This window comes from Aceticella sp. 75b-Ac (genome assembly GCF_056032965.2).
On the sequence record NZ_CM190971.1, the window covers coordinates 1875030 to 1892167 of the forward strand.

Here is a 17138-nt window from a genome sequence, read left to right on the forward strand (position 1 = left end):
AAGACATAATAGAAAGGATTGTGGAACTAAATTCATTCCACAACCACCCTTCTGCTAAATTTTACTATAGTTGATGTGTTCTATCATCAGGATATTCATAATCGAGAATAGAATTAACGATATTTTCCAACAAAAGTTCTCCTCCTCTGTAGCCGACAATAGGCCTCTTTTGAAAACCAAACCTATCATATACGGGAAAACCAAAACGAACCAAAGGAACCTGCATCTCTTTTGATACATCCACTCCTCTTGAATTTCCAAGGATAATATCAATATTCTTTGTTCGTATATATTCCTCAAACTCAAAAAGGTCGCTTCCGTTCATTATCTTAGGGGAACATTCATATTCTTTTGCAATTTCCTCAATTTCCTGCGTAAAAGTCGGACTCTTGGTACCACTCAACACAGCAATCGGTTCCATACCTAATTCGCATACGAACCTCGTAACACCAACAGTTACATCGGGATCGCCAAAGATTGCAACTTTTTTCATCATTGTATGATGTAAGGTATCTGCCATCGAATCTAACAGCCATCCCCTTTCATCAAGAATACTTTCAGGTATGGTTTTTCCCGTAAGTTCACTTAACCTGTTCAGAAAGATATCCGTATTGTGAACACCAATCGGTATGGGCCCTAAAAATGATGTTATGTCAAACTTGCTCTTTAAATACTCTGCTCCGCTTCCTCCTGAATCTCTGCACAGTGCAAAGGTAGCCAAGGAGTTGGGCATATCTTCGATTTCCTCTAATTTTGTACCTCCTTTAGGATAATAAGGAATCGACTGAGGTGGGCGCAAAGGTAGATCAAGGGTATCCGAAATATCAAACAGTATTATGCCTTCTATACCCATTTCTTTGAGAAGATGCTTGATTTCCCTTATATCACCCGGTGTTATTATACCTGGGATTATATTCACCTTATTATTGGGATTAGTTTTCTTAGTTGCTAAATACTGCAAATATGCCTTGGAAGCATTGTCATATCCTTTAACATGGGAACCTGCGAAACTGGGGGTATGAATCGGTACAATCTTTACACCGTACGCCTTTTCTTCTCCAAGTTCTTCAACCATCATTTTTTGTGCAGCCTTAATAAAACTTTCAATATCATCTCCCATTATCTCACTGGAACACGTAGTTACAACACCGATTATTTCAGGTTTGTACCTGATAACAAGATTTCTTATAGCTGTAGTAAGATTTTTTCTTCCACCAAAAACCGCTGCATCTTCATGGAAAGAAGATGTTGCGATAACCGCCGGTTCCTTGTATACCCTTGAAAATGTGTAACGTACGTAAGTCGTACAACCCTGTGCACCCTGTACTAAGGGAATTGTTTTGTGAATCCCCAGGGTTGCTAACATAGCGCCCAGAGGCATGCAGGTTCTGTTTGGGTTTATAACAACCGTCCTGTTCTCTGATGCTACCAGCTCGGGGTCCCTTTCCTTATATGCGCAAGTTGCAGGTGTTTTTTCTATTTTTATCTGGTCATAGGTTATACCTTCAATTGGAATTTTCTTAATCTCCATAACTTCACTCTCCTTTTGATTTATCTTTCAATAAACTTCCATACAGGGGCATAAATTCCCTCGTATATATCTCTTGCGAAATTCACCATTCCGGCGAAGCCTGCGTAAGGTCCCTTCTCATAGGAGTGGGAATTGACTGTAGGTATGCCCATTTTCCTTGCAATATACTTTTCTTTAAGACCTGTCAGGAAGAGGTCTGGTTTATACTCTTCTAACATTTCTTCAATCTCATATTCATTAGGTGCATCTATAACCAACATTCCTCCCGGATGCCTTGCATTGATCTTTTCATAGTCATCCTCATGTGCAAAGGTACAGGCACCTGCCACGACATCCATCCCCAGTTCCTCCATCAGTTTTATCCAATGCCATACCCTCGGACCTCCTACATATACAGCCACCCTCTTGCCTGTAAGCTTTGAACGGTAAAAATCGATAGCATCCTTTATTTTTTCCATTTCTTCCGAAATAATCTTTTCTGCCTTATCTTCAAGCCCGAAAAATGCTGCCGTATCTCTTAACGCCTGAGATGTCTGCTCAATTCCAAAAAGGGAACATCTTATGAAAGGAGTATTAAAACCGTCTTTTATCATTTGAGCTATATACTCCGCAGAACGCTGACAGTGTACTACATTTAATTTTACATCCATCATTTTAATGAGATTTTCTATGCGCTCATTCCCTGTAAAAGTCGCCACAATTCGAACGCCCATCTTTTCAAACAGGGGTTTTATTGTTTTAAGGTCCCAATCCATGTTATATTCCCCGATTAAGCAGATATCATAAGGTGTTTTTTCCTCTTCCTTCATCTTAAGTTCAGGGCGGCGTTCTCTCAAAGCTTTAACCTGTCGGTAAAACTGCGTGTTAAAATCATGATGCCCCTTGGACTGGCTTACACCAGAGCAACCGGGTGATTCAGCAGCAAAAACGGGTAATCCTGTTTCGCTTTCTAATTCACGTGCTACAGCCTTTACGTCATCTCCTATTAGCCCTGTAGTACATGTTGTAAATATTATTATCCCTTTGGCTTCCGGAAAAAGTTTAACAGATTCCAAGCAAGCCTTTTTGAGCTTTTTAACCCCGCCAAAAACAACATCCTTTTCTTCCATATTGGTACATACGCAATACCTTCTATTTAATGCGGTATTGCTCAGCTTGTTAGGAGCAACCCATGCATACAAATCCGAAAGATTACGCCTTGAACCCCATGTATAATAACAACAGCCTATTGGTGCATGAACCATTTGAATTATATCTGCCATAGGTCCTCCTATAACCCCTTTGGCACCGGCAAAGGCACATCCTCTTTCTGTCATATCACCGGGTATTGTATTTATATTACATGCCGGAATAACAGGATTTTCCGGGTCATGTATATAAGTGTGTTTTTCCCTTTCAGGTATACATTCATCACATTTCAGTCTTACAAACGGCATAATATATCTCCTCCTTTAAATTTATAATAAACATACTCTTTTTTGTTCTTCCCCTGGTACACCTACGGCATCAGCACGGCACTGCCGGCAATTGTGAAACTGCTGTACAAATTTTTCACAGTTTTTTTGAGCTTCTTTCAGTTCTTCTGCTGTAGGTGCTGATAGGTCAGAAAATTTCCCCATAGGTATCAAAGGCATGATATTCATAATATATGCTCCAAGCTTTTGAACTTCTTTGGCTATCTCAATCACATGATTCTTGTTTATAGAAGGTATCAAAACAGTATTGACTTTCACAGTGATTCCAGCCTCTGAAGCCTTTTTAAGCCCCAGCAATTGATTATTTATTAATATTTCTGCTGCTTCTTTACCTTTATATAACTTACCTTTATAAACAACGTATGAATAAATTTCTTTTCCTATAGAAGGATCAACAGCATTAATGGTAATTGTTAAAGTAGAAACACCGCAGGATATTATATCTTCCAATCTATCTGTTAAAACCAAACCATTTGTTGATAAGCATTTTCTAAGATTTGGAAACTCTTTATGAACAAGCCTTAAGGTTACAAAAGTAGCTTCATTTGCTAATGGATCTCCTGGTCCAGCAACTGCTGCAACCCTTATGCGGGGTTCTTGTTCAATAGCTTCTTTAACCTTGACTAAAGCCTCCATAGGAGATATAATCTTAGTGGTAACACCCGGGCGGTTTTCATTGGCGCAGTCATGGCGTCTAACACAATAATTGCACTTTATATTGCAGCGAGGTGCAACAGGAAGGTGTATCCTGCCATATTTAAAATGCGCTTCATCATCAAAGCATGGGTGTCCATATACCTTGTTTTTACAGCTAACTCTTTCCATCTTTTTCACTCCTTCCTGTTAAGGTCTGGTGTGTAGGCAGCTTATGATTCATAAGCTGCTTACTATTTATTTACATGATAGCCTTCTTGCCATTTTCTCCTGTTCTTACCCTTACAGCATTATCTATAGGGCATACAAAAATTCTTCCATCACCTATATGTTCGGTTTTATTGACTCTTATTATAGTATCTACAACCTTATCCACATCCTCGCAATTTACGATTAAGGATATCATTCTTTTGGGTACATATTTCATACTGGTATTATTTGATTTTTCCACAATTTCCGGATTTATACTAAAGCTAACCTCTCCAGCTATACCTTTTTGTTTTCCTCTTCCAAGCACAGCGGTTGCCGTCATTCCGGGGAAGCCTATACTATCTAAAGCTTCTTTAGTTGCCGAGATTTTATTGGGTCTTATGATTGCAATTATCTCTTTCATTGAAACACCTCCTAAGTTTAAGGAAAAGTTAAAGACCTTTTGCAGCTGTTCTTATTGTATAGGCTTCTTCTACCGGGCTAACAAAAATTTTTCCATCACCATAATTACCTGTATAGGCTTTATAGTTTATAATCTTTATAGCTTCATCAACGCTTTCATCATCGACAACCATCATAATCATTGTCTTGGGAAGTTCATCATAATGAATTGTACCTATATCAATACCCTTTTGTTTTCCTCTTCCGAAAACATTTATCTTTGTCAGGGAAAAGTATCCTGCTTCTGCCAGTCCGTCTATGACGTCTTCTACCTTTTCAGGTCTTATTATTGCACGGATCATCTTCATGATTATCTCTCCTTTTCTTTAATCTAATAAGCCGTATTTGAGAACCATTTTTTCCAAATCATCCATAGGTAAAGGCTTAGGTATTACAAACATGTCGTTTTCGATGATTTTTCGTGCAAGTTCTCCATATTCCTTTGCCTGATTACATTCAGGGTCATATTCTATTACTGTTTTTTTGTTAAACTCTGCCTTTTGAACTATGTTATCTCTCGGAACAAAATGAATCATCTGGGTTCCTATGGCTGAACAAAATTCTTCCATAAGTTCCTTTTCACCATCAACTCTGCGGCTATTGCATATGATACCTCCCAGTCTAACCCCGCTTTGTTCAGCATATTTGATTAAACCACGGCATATGTTGTTTGCCGCATATATTGCCATCATCTCACCCGATGCAACAATATAAACTTCCTGAGCTTTTCCTTCACGTATGGGCATCGCAAATCCTCCGCAGACAACGTCACCTAAAACATCAAAATGTATAAAGTCAAGTTCCTCTGTATAAGCTCCCCGTTCTTCCATCATACCAATAGCAGTTATAACCCCTCGACCCGCACAACCTACACCAGGTTCAGGTCCGCCGGATTCAACACATTTAATGTCTTTAAAACCTTTTTTAACAACCTTATCTATTGTTACAGCATTTTCACCCTCTTCTCTTAGTGTATCCATTATTGTCTCTTGAGGTTTACCGCCAAGAATTAAGCGGGTACAATCTGCTTTTGGATCACATCCATGAATAAAAACCTTTTTTCCGTAAAAATAGGCCAATGCTGCTGCGGTGTTCTGCTGTGTGGTGGATTTACCAATCCCACCTTTTCCATAAAATGCTACTTTTCTTGTCATCTTTAAAAACCCCTTTCATATTTGTTATAATTTGTTATTTATCAATTTTTTGGATAAATCTTTATATCTCCTTCCTTATCACCTCCTTATAAATAAGCAAAGGCGCTTATCTGGACATTAGATAAGCGCCTTTGCTTATTTATAAAAAAAGATGCTTTCCGAAACGAAAAGCACCTTTGCTATCTTAATTAAATTACTTACTATTTTATTGTTAAAATAAACTGTGAGAAAAGTATACTATATATTTTCATAAAAGTCAACAAAAAAATTTAAAAAATTTTATTTTTTATTATTGTTTTTGTTTATGTCATATATTATAATATTTAAAGAGATAACACAAAAAGAATAAATGTTATCTAAAAACATATTTTAGGAGGGATTATATGAAAAACATATCATTAAAATTAAGAGCCTTCTTTGCTGCACTGCTCACAATCGTTATCATTACCACGGCATGCAGTTCTAAGGCACCTGTTCAACAAAAACAGGAAACAAAGGCACAAAAGATTACGGTTACAGACCTTGCGGGGAGGCAGGTTGAAGTCACTGTTCCTGCTAACAAGGTTGTAGGGATATGGCCTGGTGCTTTAAGGCTTATTACTTATGTTGATGGCGTTAAAAAATTAGCAGGTGTTGAAAATATTGACATAAAACCTGCGGACGGAAGGACATACAATATGGCGTATAGAGATGAATTATCGAAGCTGCCGGTAATCGGACAAGGCGGTCCTGATTCCGCACCTGACCCGGAAAAACTTGTAGAGGTAAAACCGGATGTTATTTTTGCAGCGTATGTAGACAAAGCAAAAGCAGATGACCTTCAGACAAAGACAGGTATTCCTGTTGTTGTTATAAGTTATGGCAAACTTGCAACATTTGATGAGGATGTATATAAATCAATTAATCTTATTGGAAAGATAACAGGAGAAGAAACAAGAGCACATGAGGTAGTGGATTATATAAAAAACTGCCAGAAGGATTTAAATGATAGGACAAAGGGAATCCCTAACGACAAAAAACAGACGGTTTATGTAGGAGCACTTGGCATGAAAGGAGTGCATGGGATAGAAAGTACACAGGGAGATTATCCTCCATTTAAAAATATAAACGCTAAAAACGTGGTGGACGAAACCGGACAAAAGGGAAGTGTCATGATTGACAAGGAAAAATTGCTGGCATGGGATCCTGATGTTATTTTCATTGATGAAGGCGGCTACAGCTTAGTTAAGCAGGATTATCAAAAAGAACCAAAGTTTTATCAATCCTTAAAGGCGGTAAAAGCCGGACATGTTTACGGATTGCTTCCATATAATAATTATACAACAAATATAGATACGGCAATCGCTGATTCATATTACGCAGGTAAGGTTTTATATCCGGAGCAGTTTAAGGATATTGACCCTGCTAAAAAGGCGGATGAAATATACAAATTTTTCTATGGGAAACCTTTATATGACAAGATGGTTGAATTATACGGCGGGTTTAAACAGATAACCTTAGGTCAATAAAATATCTAATATAAATTCAGGTAAGGGGATAAAAAGGTGAAACAGCAAGCGATGGAAAACATTCCAAGCAGTTATCAGAAATATACCGGAAGAAAGATTTTTATAATTTTATTGTGTGCATTTTTTGTTTTAGTTTTGTCAGTATATGCAATAAATGCCGGTTCTGCCGGTACCACCTTAAAGGAGGTATTGACGACCTTATTAAATAGAAGTGATAACAGGCTGAGTATTATTGTATGGAATATAAGATTGCCGAGGATTTTATCTGCGATTGTAGCGGGAGCTGGTCTTTCAATAGCCGGCTGTGTAATGCAGAGTATTCTTAGAAATCCTCTTGCCTCCCCTTTTACAATAGGTATTTCACAAGGTGCGGCATTTGGAGCGGCGCTGGCTATCATTGCATTTGGAGCAGGTAGCACACAAAACAGTGCATCTGAGTCAATAATCATCAATAATCCGTATATGGTTGTTATATTTGCATTTTTAGGAGCCATGTCATCAACGATAGTTATCCTTATGCTATCTTCAATTTTCAGGGTAACTCCTGAAGCCATGATACTGACAGGTGTCGCTCTAAGCTCCTTGTTTTCGGCTGCTACTATGCTGCTGCAGTATTTTGCAGATGATGTGAAGGTTGCTTCTGTGGTATTCTGGACATTTGGGGATATCGGAAGGGCATCCTGGCGGGACTTACTTATCATGACTATAATCATTTTAGCCGGATTTGTTTATTTCATGTTTAACAGATGGAATTATAATGCCTTAAACAGCGGCGAAGAAACCGCAAAAGGACTTGGCGTAGATGTAGAAAGAATAAGATTAATAGGTATGTTTATAGCATCCTTAATAAGTGCGGTAACCGTTTCTTTCTTAGGCATAATTGGTTTTATCGGATTAGCAGGTCCTCATATAATGAGAAGGCTGATTGGAGGAGACCATCGCTTTTTAATCCCGGCTTCAGGGGTTATTGGAGGACTGCTGCTTTTAGGTTCTGACACCTTAGGAAGAACGGTTATTGCTCCGATAGTGCTTCCGGTAGGAGCCATTACTTCCCTTTTGGGAGCGCCGCTCTTTTTATACCTGATTTCAAGGAGGCTTAACAGATGATATTAGAAGTAGATGGAATAGAATTCAGATACATAAGTCTACCCACATTAAAAGATGTAAGTTTCAGTCTCAAAAGGGGAGAACTGCTGTCTGTTTTAGGGAATAATGGTGCGGGAAAGTCTACACTTTTAAAATGCATTAACAGGATTTTAAAGCCGCAAAAAGGCACAGCATACATTGAAAAAAGGGATATTGCAAAATTAAGCCGCAGGGAAGTAGCACAAAAGATGGGGTATGTTGCACAAAGATATGAAAATGCCCGTTTTACGGTATTTGATGCCGTTCTTCTTGGAAGGAAACCCCATATCAAATGGGATGTTACAAAGAAGGATATGGATATAGTAAACAGGGTTTTAGAAAAATTAAACCTGCAGCAATTTGCACTGCGATATTTAGACGAATTAAGTGGTGGGGAGTTGCAAAAGGTTGTTATAGCAAGAGCATTGGCGCAGGAACCGCAGGTACTTTTGTTGGACGAACCGACAAGCAATCTGGATTTAAAAAATCAAATGGAGGTGCTGAGGATACTGAAACAGACAGTAGAAGAGGAAGATATTGCTGCAATTGTTATAATGCATGACCTTAATCTGTCATTAAGGTTTTCTAACAAATTTATGCTTTTAAAAGATAAGACAATTTTTGCCTGTGGAGGGATGGAAATCATGACATCAAAAAATATAGCATCTGTTTATGGGATTCCCATTGTTGTAGAAAAATTTCATGATATACCCGTGGTTGTTCCGTTATAAGCGAATGAAAAACAGTAGATAATAACGAGATGTACTGTATAATCGGTATTAAATAAATAGAAAAATTTTTATTGACATTTCTACAAAATATGATAAAATATGATTGTCAACTGGCCCCGTGGTCAAGTGGTTAAGACATCGCCCTTTCACGGCGGTAACATGGGTTCGAATCCCGTCGGGGTCACCATTTAATATATTGAATTTGCAAAAAAGCTGCAGTGGATTGTAGCTTTTTTTTATATTTAAGAAAAATGTGTCATAAAAAATTTTTTGCTATCACCAATTTTTAACAAATAATACTAAATTTGCATGGTACAATAAAATAAAAAACGGTGGTGGAAATAAATGTATAATTCAGATGTTCTTCCATATAAGAGGATTGCAAAGAAGGAAGAAAATATTAATACACAGAAAGATAATCTAAGGTTTATTCTAAACGTATTTGTTTTTACCATACTTGGTTTTATAATCGGCAGAGCGGAGATATTTGAAAATCTTCTGCCATTTGGTGTTGCATATTTTGCTGTGCTTATCATGTTTAGAAGGAGGTATTTTATAGCAGGACTTGGTATATATTTGGGTATTTTATCTTTAAACAATGTAAACAGCTTTAAATATTTGGGAGTATTTATATTGATACTCTTTCTTGAAGCAATTTTTAAAGTAAAACAAAAGGATGTATTTAAAGTTGCTTTAATAACATTTGCTGCATTATTTTTAGCAGGGCTTTTATACAGCAGTATATATGGCTTTTTATTTTTTGATATAATGATGACCTTTTATGAATCCATAACTGCAATGTTGCTGGTGTTTATATTTAACCAAGCTATATCGCTTTTAAACAGTACAAACAGAAAGGTAATTTCAAACGAAGAATTGATATCCCTGTGCATTATGATTGGGATTACAATATTGGGATTAAACAATATAAAAATATGGAAATTCACTTTAAACAGTACAATGGGTATTTTTGTAATTCTTTTAAGTTCGTACCTTGGGGGTATTGGTGTAGGTACAAGTGTTGGTACCACGATAGGTTTGATTGGAAGTTTGTCACTTTTTCAAGCTCCATCGGCTGTAGGACTTTATGGATTTGCAGGTTTATTGTCTGGAAGTATGAAAAAGCTTAATAGGCTGGGAATTACAATAGGGTTTATAATAGCTTTTGTGATAATGACATTTTATGTAAATGCTTCAACACAAATGCTTATAAATCCATATGACATCATATTTGCATCAGCTGTATTTCTTGTTGTACCGGCAGATTACATGAATAAATTGTCATATCTCATAAAAGGCAATAAAAATTTAAGTGAAAGAAATTATAATGAAAAGCTGAAGGAAGTTGTTACAGATAAATTAATAGAGTACTCACAGGTTTTTGATGAATTGGGTAAAAGTTTTAAAAAGTCAAATGAGAAGATAATTGCACATAAAGATATATCTTATTTATTTGAGGAAATTGCCAATAAAATATGTACAAATTGTGAAAGGTATAGAATATGTTGGGACAAGGAATTTTATTTTACATATAAAAGCATGTTTGAAATGGTAGAATGTCTTGAAGGTTCTGGGAATATTGAAAATAATAAGCTGTATAAAAGATGTGTTAGATTCCCGGAATTATTAAATTGTACCAAACATAATCTTCAGATATATAAAATTGATATGCAGTGGAGGGAAAGATTAAAAGATGCAAGGGGTATAGTATCAAACCAGCTAAAGGGCATATCCGAAGCCATATCGAATATGGCTGAAGACATAAGCATGAATATTACATTTAAAGATGACCTCGAACAGCATATAATGGTGGAGCTCGACAAATTGAATATAGCTGTTGAAGATGTAATAGTATATGACATTGGTGATGGAAATATAAATATAAAAATATATAAAAAAGCCTGCTATGCTGCTAAGGAATGTGAAAGGAAGATAATACCGGCGATATCCGAAATAATGGGGGAAAGATATGAAAGGAAGGATGCCATTTGTTCTATAGATTCAAAAGGAAGATGCACATTAAATCTTACAAAAGCGGAATCTTATCAGGTATCAACAGGAATAAGCAAGGTCAATAAGGATGCAAATAAGGTATCAGGTGATGCGTATTCGTTTATTGAGCTTGAGGGTGGAAAATACATGGCTGCGTTAAGTGATGGAATGGGATTCGGCTACAGGGCTGCCTCTGAAAGTGGTACGACAATATCTTTATTAGAACGGTTTATAGAGGCGGGATTTAACAAGAATCTTATAATTCAGACATTAAATTCAATACTTGCCTTAAGGTCTGCCGAAGAGATGTTTTCAACGGTTGATATAACATTTATTGATTTGTTTACGGGAAATGCAGAATTTATTAAGATAGGGGCTTCTGCAACATTTATAAAGAGTAGCGATAATGTAGATATCATAGAATCAAGTTCGCTTCCAATAGGTATACTTGAAGATGTAGAGGCGGATATACATGAAAGAAAATTAAAAGAGGGTGATTTTGTAATACTTGCGACAGATGGTGTACTTGATTGTTTTGAAGGCGATAAGGAAACTGCCATCTCAAAATTTATAAAAGGGATAGAATCAAGAAATCCACAGGATATTGCTGAGATTATCATAAAAAAATGCTTAGAGTTATGTAATAATACACCAAAAGATGATATGACGGTACTGGCTATAAAAGTATGGAAAAAACTTAAATAATATGTATAATCCTTCCACAAGTATGTAAAATAATAAAGCTGTGGAGGGATTTTTATAATTCAAAAAAATAGATTATTATAAATTTGTAGTGAAAATATTTGATTTGGAAGATGCTATAATGTATAATAATTTATAATATAGCACGGGGAAACAAAGAAAGATAGCATCAAAAACAACATTGTTTTAGGAGATTGAAATGGTTAAAAAGGTTTTAAACACGATAAAAAAATATGATATGATTCAAAAAAATGATACCATTGTTGTAGGGGTATCTGGAGGACCTGATTCAATTTGTCTTTTAAATATTTTATACGAATTAAAAGATATATACAAAATAAAACTTTATGTTGTTCATATAAACCATATGTTAAGAGGAAAAGAAGCGGAAAAGGATGCTGAGTTTGTAGAAGATATATGCCGCGGGATGGATATCCCATTTTTTTTGTTTAAAATAGATATTAAAAAATACGCCGTTGAAATGAGATATTCTGAAGAACAGGCGGGACGTGAAAAAAGATATAATGCATTTAATGAGATATTGAAAAAGGTTAATGCAGATAAAATAGCGGTAGCCCATAACAAAAATGATGCCGCTGAAACCGTGTTATTAAATATCCTTCGGGGTACAGGGACAACAGGGCTTGCCGGCATAAAACCTGTAAATGGAAATATAATAAGACCGTTAATTGAAATAAGCAGGAAACAAATTGAAGATTATTTGCAGGAAAAAGGGTTAAAATTTGTTGTTGACAGAACAAACTATGAAGATAAATATAATAGAAATAAAGTCAGACTAAGATTGATACCCTTTATCGAAGATACTTTCGGTGTTGATATTGTTGAAAATTTATATAGGACATCAAGAATAATCATGGAGGATAATGAATATTTAAACCTTCAGTCTGAAAAAGTATTTAATGAAATAGCAATACATTGCGATGGGGAAATAAGGCTGAAGATTGACGGCTTAATTAAACAGCATGATGCTGTAAAGAAAAGACTCCTTAGAATAGCTTATAAAAAATTAAAGGGAGATTTTGATGGACTTGAATATATCCATATAGAGGATATAATATTACTTCTAAGGAAACAAACATCCGCAAGAATTGATTTGCCTTTTGAAATTGAAGTAATAAAAAGCTATAATAACCTTATATTTAGAAAACATAAAGAAGATAAAAAGAATGAATACTGTGTTAAGCTGAAAATACCCGGTAATACAGAGGTTTCAAATATTGGGGTCTTTAAAACATATATAATTGATACAAAAGATATAAAAAAGATTGATATGGGCAAGTTTTGCAAGATGTTTGATTTTGATAAAATCAATGGCAGCATAAATATAAGGCAGAGGAAGACAGGTGATATAATACACCCTCTAAATATGAAAGGTACAAAAAAATTAAAGGAATTTTTTATTGATGAAAAAGTGCCGAAAGAAATGAGGGACAATGTACCCATACTTGCTATTGGTAATGTGGTTTTATGGGTTGTAGGCTATAGGATGAGTGATACTTACAAAATAGATGACGATACAAAAAAAATTTTGGTTATAAAGTACATCAAAAAGGAACCGAACTTAGGGAGGTAAAAGTGTTATGTCGAATCTTTCAAAAGATATTGAAGAAATTTTAATTACAGAGGAACAGCTAAAAGAAAAGGTAGCTGAAATGGGTAGAATTATAACAAAAGATTATGAAGGTAAAAATTTGATGCTTATATGCATATTAAAAGGTGCGGCAACCTTTATGTCGGACCTCTCACGAGCCATTGACCTTCCTTTGTCAATTGATTTTATGGCGGTATCAAGTTATGGATGTTCTACATGTTCTTCCGGCATTGTAAAAATCATAAAGGACCTTGATATGAGTATTGAGAAAAAGGATGTACTTATTGTTGAAGACATAATAGACAGTGGTTTAACATTATCATATCTTAGAAGGACCCTTTTAGGGAGGAAACCTAACAGCCTCAAGATATGTACAATACTGGACAAACCGGAAAGGAGGGAGACTCACGTCAAAGTGGACTACAGCGGTTTTAAAATACCTGACAGATTTGTTGTAGGTTATGGTCTTGATTTTGATGAGAAATACAGGAATTTACCTTATATAGGAGTATTAAAACCGGAATTATATAATTAAAATTTGGTTTTTTATAATTCATATGATATTATTAATTTATGAAAAAAGACCTTTGAAGGGAGGACCATACTTGAATAAAACGATACGCAGCATAGTAATTTTGATGCTGATATTTGTTGCAATATATGCAACAGTGAAACTTTATAATAATGATATAAAACAACCCAAAGTACTTACAGTTACTGAATTGTATAAAGAGGTAAACAATGGAAATATTTCTCGGATAACCCTTGCAGGGAATGACTATACAGGTGCTTTTAAGGATGGAACCGAGTTTAGCGGCAGGATTCCTGATGTTTCAGCATTTATGCAGTATATTCAGCCATATGTTGTTTCGGGAAAGGTTGACTTAAAAAGTGACCCTCCGGCTACACCGCCGTGGTGGCTGCAGATACTTCCAACTTTAATTATGATAGGTTTCTTTGTAATTTTATGGTATGTATTTATGCAGCAGGCGCAGGGCGGAGGTGGAAACAGGGTTATGTCCTTTGGCAAAAGCAGAGCTAAATTGGTAACAGATGAAAAAAGAAAAGTCACTTTTAATGATGTGGCAGGTGCTGATGAGGAAAAAGAAGAATTACAGGAAATTGTTGAATTTTTGAAGTATCCTAAGAAATTTTTAGATTTGGGTGCTCGAATTCCCAAGGGGGTATTGCTTATCGGACCACCCGGTACAGGTAAGACTCTATTAGCAAAGGCGGTAGCTGGTGAAGCGGGTGTTCCCTTCTTTAGCATAAGCGGTTCAGATTTTGTTGAAATGTTTGTTGGTGTGGGTGCTTCAAGAGTGAGAGATTTATTTGAGCAGGCGAAGAAAAATGCACCATCCATCATATTTATTGATGAAATTGATGCTGTCGGTCGCCATAGAGGTGCAGGTTTAGGCGGAGGACATGATGAAAGAGAACAGACCCTAAATCAGCTTCTTGTTGAGATGGATGGTTTTGGTGCCAATGAAGGTATAATTGTAATTGCAGCAACAAACAGACCTGATATTCTTGACCCAGCCCTTCTAAGACCGGGAAGGTTTGACAGGCATGTTACTGTTGGAGTTCCTGATATAAAAGGAAGAGAGGAAATATTGAAGGTTCATTCAAAGAATAAACCCCTTGCAAAAGAGGTTTCACTGAAGGTTCTGGCAAGGCGAACACCTGGATTTACAGGTGCTGATATAGAAAATCTTATGAATGAGGCTGCCCTCCTCTCCGCAAGAAAAGGATTGAGGCAGATTACAATGATTGAACTGGAAGAAGCAATTACAAGGGTAATTGCAGGACCTGAAAAAAGAAGCAGGGTAATGTCTGAAAGAGATAAGAAACTTGTGGCATATCATGAAGCAGGTCATGCAGTTGTTGCAAAACTTCTTCCAAATACTCCCCCTGTTCATGAAGTAACAATCATTCCAAGGGGAAGAGCCGGTGGATATACTATGCTTCTGCCCGAAGAGGATAAATACTATATGTCTAAATCAGAAATGATGGATGAAATAGTTCATCTTCTGGGGGGGCGTGTAGCGGAAAGCCTCGTATTAAACGATATAAGCACAGGGGCACAAAATGATATTGAAAGAGCAACAAGTATAGCGAGAAAGATGGTTACTGAATATGGTATGAGTGAGAAACTTGGACCAATGACATTTGGCACTGATAATGATGAGATTTTTATAGGACGTGACTTAGGGAGGACAAGAAATTACAGTGAGGAAGTTGCATATGATATTGACAAAGAGATGAAAAATATTATAGAAGAATGTTATAAAAAAGCAGAAACACTTCTTAAGGAAAATATGGAGAATCTTCACAGGGTTGCACAGGCATTAATGGAAAAAGAAAAGCTTAATGCAGAAGAATTTGAAAAATATTTTTCCGGTGAAAATTTAGAAGGTGGAGAACTATCTTAGTAATAAATAGTGTATAAAATGGTTTAAGATTTTATACACTATTTTTTTAAAAAATTTCCATGTAAAAAGAAGGATATTAAAGAAATATGTCTAAGTTATATTAATATTGATATAATTTTTTATTTAGAAAGGGAAAGGGGAATTTTCATGTGTGATATAAAATTCGAAACAGACGGAGACCAGAAGTTAAATTGGTTATATGAAATACTGGATTCCCTACATGAATTTTTTATACTTAAAAATCCTAATGGAGTAACTATATTTCTTAATAAAAAGCTAATAAATTTTTTAGGGTATGCAGAAAGCGATACAAATGGAAATTTCAACAAGTTTTTAAGAGATGTACTACATTATAGTGAGATTAAAGAAGGTGGTAATTTATATAAAATCGGATTAAAATCAAAATATGGTATAAAGTTTTACTTTAATATGACATGTAATTATATAAATAATAGTCAGAATGAGAAGATAGGCATGATTGGCTTTTTAAAATTAACAGAAGATTATAGTAAATCCTGCTTTAATTTTTTTAAAAACCGCTTTCAGATGATAGAACTGCTGGATATTGGGATAGTAATTATAGACCGGGATTTTAATATAGAATATTTAAATGAGTCGGCTTGTAGCTTGTTGAAAGTAAATTACATTGAAGCTGTTGGCAAAAAAATAAATGATATATTAAAGAGGCTGAATCATGATATTTCTGTTGAAGACATAATGATTAAAGATAGAAAGGTATTTTATGCAATAAATAGTAATGATGAGAAATTTTTATCCATTGAAAAAGGCAATATGTTTGACGGTTCTTCTTGTAGTATTATAATAAAGGATGTGACTCAGAATGTTAAGATGGACAGGATAATGGAACAGACGGAAAAATATAATATCATGGGTGAGTTAACAGCATCCATGATACATGAGATAAAAAATTCCCTTACACCTATAAAAGGTTTTATTAAAATATTGCAGACGAAATATAAGGATGATCAGATTTATTTTGAATCAATAAATTCTGAGGTTGACAGGATAATCGAATTGACAAAAGAATATCTAAGCATAGCAAAGAAAGAGGATAGCAGCAATAAAATAATTTTAAAAGATGTAATAGAAGAATACATGACAGTAATAGAGGCTGAGGCGGCACATAGGAATATAGAAATAATAAAAAGATACAATGCCACACCGGCTGTTAATATTGACCCAAATCACATTAAGCAATTGCTTTTAAATATTTTTCAAAATGCCTTTCAGGCAATCAATAAAAATGGTACAATTATATTAGTAACAAAATTCAATCCGGTTACCAATAAGGTAATTATAAAGATAGCAGATGATGGTTACGGTATAGAAAGAGAAAATTTAAAAAGAATAATGATGCCTTTTTATACAACAAAAAAGGAAGGTACTGGTCTTGGACTACCTATTTGCAAACGTATATTAGAAACCTATAATGGAAGTTTAAAGATATTAAGCAAAAAAGGAAAAGGTACGATTATAAATATTTATCTTAATGTTGCAATACCAAATAATTAAATGTGAAATTGCATAATGACACCGTGAATATAGACAAA

14 protein-coding genes and 1 tRNA gene are annotated in these 17138 nt (G+C 35.3%); 9 read left to right on the plus strand and 6 right to left on the minus strand.

What is annotated here, in order from left to right:
* Positions 1-64: 64 nt before the first annotated feature.
* From AC0LWJ_RS09670 to nifH, 6 genes are all read right to left on the minus strand, one after another.
* Positions 65-1531: a nitrogenase component 1 gene (locus tag AC0LWJ_RS09670; protein ID WP_474239528.1), complete on the minus strand. Its 1467-nt coding sequence runs from the start codon at positions 1529-1531 to the stop codon at positions 65-67.
* 20 nt (positions 1532-1551) lie between these two features.
* A complete protein-coding gene (locus AC0LWJ_RS09675; RefSeq protein ID WP_474239530.1) occupies positions 1552-2967 on the minus strand; it encodes a nitrogenase component I subunit alpha in 1416 nt (471 codons plus the stop codon).
* 21 nt (positions 2968-2988) lie between these two features.
* On the minus strand, positions 2989-3831 hold the full coding sequence (locus AC0LWJ_RS09680) for a radical SAM protein (RefSeq protein ID WP_474239532.1): 843 nt from the start codon (positions 3829-3831) through the stop codon (positions 2989-2991).
* 70 nt (positions 3832-3901) lie between these two features.
* Positions 3902-4273, minus strand: coding sequence for a P-II family nitrogen regulator (locus AC0LWJ_RS09685; protein WP_474239534.1), 372 nt, complete (start codon positions 4271-4273; stop codon positions 3902-3904).
* 28 nt (positions 4274-4301) lie between these two features.
* Complete coding sequence (locus tag AC0LWJ_RS09690) at positions 4302-4619, minus strand: P-II family nitrogen regulator (RefSeq protein ID WP_474239536.1); 318 nt, start codon at positions 4617-4619, stop codon at positions 4302-4304.
* An 18-nt stretch (positions 4620-4637) separates the two neighbouring features.
* Entirely contained in the window at positions 4638-5465 is an 828-nt protein-coding gene (gene nifH / locus AC0LWJ_RS09695) for a nitrogenase iron protein (RefSeq protein WP_474239537.1), read from the minus strand.
* Between the two features lie 383 nt (positions 5466-5848).
* On the opposite strand from nifH, the gene AC0LWJ_RS09700 reads away from it, so the two are divergent.
* From AC0LWJ_RS09700 to AC0LWJ_RS09740, 9 genes are all read left to right on the plus strand, one after another.
* Positions 5849-6973 carry an iron ABC transporter substrate-binding protein gene (locus AC0LWJ_RS09700; RefSeq protein ID WP_474239539.1) on the plus strand — a complete coding sequence of 375 codons (1125 nt, stop codon included), beginning with the start codon at positions 5849-5851 and terminating at the stop codon, positions 6971-6973.
* 36 nt (positions 6974-7009) lie between these two features.
* Positions 7010-8080 carry a FecCD family ABC transporter permease gene (locus AC0LWJ_RS09705; protein WP_474239540.1) on the plus strand — a complete coding sequence of 357 codons (1071 nt, stop codon included), beginning with the start codon at positions 7010-7012 and terminating at the stop codon, positions 8078-8080.
* Entirely contained in the window at positions 8077-8829 is a 753-nt protein-coding gene (locus AC0LWJ_RS09710) for an ABC transporter ATP-binding protein (RefSeq protein ID WP_474239542.1), read from the plus strand. Before AC0LWJ_RS09705 ends, AC0LWJ_RS09710 begins: the two co-directional genes overlap by 4 nt.
* 112 nt (positions 8830-8941) lie before the next feature.
* Positions 8942-9016, plus strand: a tRNA-Glu gene (locus AC0LWJ_RS09715).
* Between the two features lie 158 nt (positions 9017-9174).
* Positions 9175-11526, plus strand: a complete 2352-nt coding sequence (gene spoIIE / locus AC0LWJ_RS09720) for a stage II sporulation protein E (RefSeq protein ID WP_474239544.1) — start codon at positions 9175-9177, stop codon at positions 11524-11526.
* A gap of 196 nt (positions 11527-11722) precedes the next feature.
* Positions 11723-13117, plus strand: a complete 1395-nt coding sequence (gene tilS, locus AC0LWJ_RS09725) for a tRNA lysidine(34) synthetase TilS (RefSeq protein ID WP_474239546.1) — start codon at positions 11723-11725, stop codon at positions 13115-13117.
* Positions 13118-13124: 7 nt separating this feature from the next.
* Positions 13125-13670 carry a hypoxanthine phosphoribosyltransferase gene (gene hpt / locus AC0LWJ_RS09730; protein WP_284679910.1) on the plus strand — a complete coding sequence of 182 codons (546 nt, stop codon included), beginning with the start codon at positions 13125-13127 and terminating at the stop codon, positions 13668-13670.
* Positions 13671-13740: 70 nt separating this feature from the next.
* Complete coding sequence (gene ftsH / locus AC0LWJ_RS09735; RefSeq protein WP_474239548.1) at positions 13741-15567, plus strand: ATP-dependent zinc metalloprotease FtsH; 1827 nt, start codon at positions 13741-13743, stop codon at positions 15565-15567.
* A gap of 147 nt (positions 15568-15714) precedes the next feature.
* Entirely contained in the window at positions 15715-17100 is a 1386-nt protein-coding gene (locus tag AC0LWJ_RS09740) for an ATP-binding protein (RefSeq protein WP_474239550.1), read from the plus strand.
* Positions 17101-17138 lie beyond the last annotated feature (38 nt).

Excerpts from the sequence above, each read along its gene's own strand:
- AC0LWJ_RS09670 (WP_474239528.1), bottom strand. The coding sequence starts at position 1,531 with ATGGAGATTAAGAAAATTCCAATTGAAGGTATAACCTATGACCAGATA.
- AC0LWJ_RS09675 (WP_474239530.1), bottom strand. The coding sequence starts at position 2,967 with ATGCCGTTTGTAAGACTGAAATGTGATGAATGTATACCTGAAAGGGAA.
- AC0LWJ_RS09680 (WP_474239532.1), bottom strand. The coding sequence starts at position 3,831 with ATGGAAAGAGTTAGCTGTAAAAACAAGGTATATGGACACCCATGCTTT.
- AC0LWJ_RS09685 (WP_474239534.1), bottom strand. The coding sequence starts at position 4,273 with ATGAAAGAGATAATTGCAATCATAAGACCCAATAAAATCTCGGCAACT.
- AC0LWJ_RS09690 (WP_474239536.1), bottom strand. The coding sequence starts at position 4,619 with ATGAAGATGATCCGTGCAATAATAAGACCTGAAAAGGTAGAAGACGTC.
- nifH (WP_474239537.1), bottom strand. The coding sequence starts at position 5,465 with ATGACAAGAAAAGTAGCATTTTATGGAAAAGGTGGGATTGGTAAATCC.
- AC0LWJ_RS09700 (WP_474239539.1), top strand. The coding sequence starts at position 5,849 with ATGAAAAACATATCATTAAAATTAAGAGCCTTCTTTGCTGCACTGCTC.
- AC0LWJ_RS09710 (WP_474239542.1), top strand. The coding sequence starts at position 8,077 with ATGATATTAGAAGTAGATGGAATAGAATTCAGATACATAAGTCTACCC.
- spoIIE (WP_474239544.1), top strand. The coding sequence starts at position 9,175 with ATGTATAATTCAGATGTTCTTCCATATAAGAGGATTGCAAAGAAGGAA.
- tilS (WP_474239546.1), top strand. The coding sequence starts at position 11,723 with ATGGTTAAAAAGGTTTTAAACACGATAAAAAAATATGATATGATTCAA.
- hpt (WP_284679910.1), top strand. The coding sequence starts at position 13,125 with ATGTCGAATCTTTCAAAAGATATTGAAGAAATTTTAATTACAGAGGAA.
- AC0LWJ_RS09740 (WP_474239550.1), top strand. The coding sequence starts at position 15,715 with ATGTGTGATATAAAATTCGAAACAGACGGAGACCAGAAGTTAAATTGG.